1 protein-coding gene is annotated in these 348 nt (G+C 41.4%); it reads right to left on the bottom strand.

What is annotated here, in order from left to right; genetic code table 11:
* Nucleotides 1-348, bottom strand: a 348-nt coding sequence (locus tag AB4585_RS22990; RefSeq protein ID WP_372171117.1) for an MraY family glycosyltransferase, incomplete at both ends; no start/stop codon positions are given.

The following is a 348-nucleotide window of genomic DNA, read 5'->3' as shown; positions in this document are numbered from 1 at the left end:
GGATAGTAATTACTATGAGCACTAAACATAGATATGCTAGGTCATATTGTCCGTAGTAGTACATTAGATATCCGAGACCACCAAACGTAACACTTGATAGAGCACCTAAAAGCCCATCAATCCCGTCTACCATGTTGAAAGCGTTAATTGCTCCAACTACCGCAAAAACAGTGACAATATACCCAACCCATCCTAGCAGTATCGGCCCTGAGCCTATTATGTTTCCTGCAGTGGAAAGTTCTATCTTTCCTAGTCCCATCATCGCTATAGAAAGAGCGCCTTGAACTAAGAATCGTAATTTGAAACTAATATCATATTTGTCGTCGAGGGCACCGATCAGTACCAATA

Origin of the sequence: Vibrio sp. 10N.222.49.C9 (assembly GCF_041474985.1) — a bacterium.
Taxonomy (GTDB): Bacteria; Pseudomonadota; Gammaproteobacteria; order Enterobacterales; family Vibrionaceae; genus Vibrio; species Vibrio crassostreae_C.
Note: the sequence above shows the minus strand (reverse complement) of the source record. Positions and strands in the feature narration are given on the sequence as shown.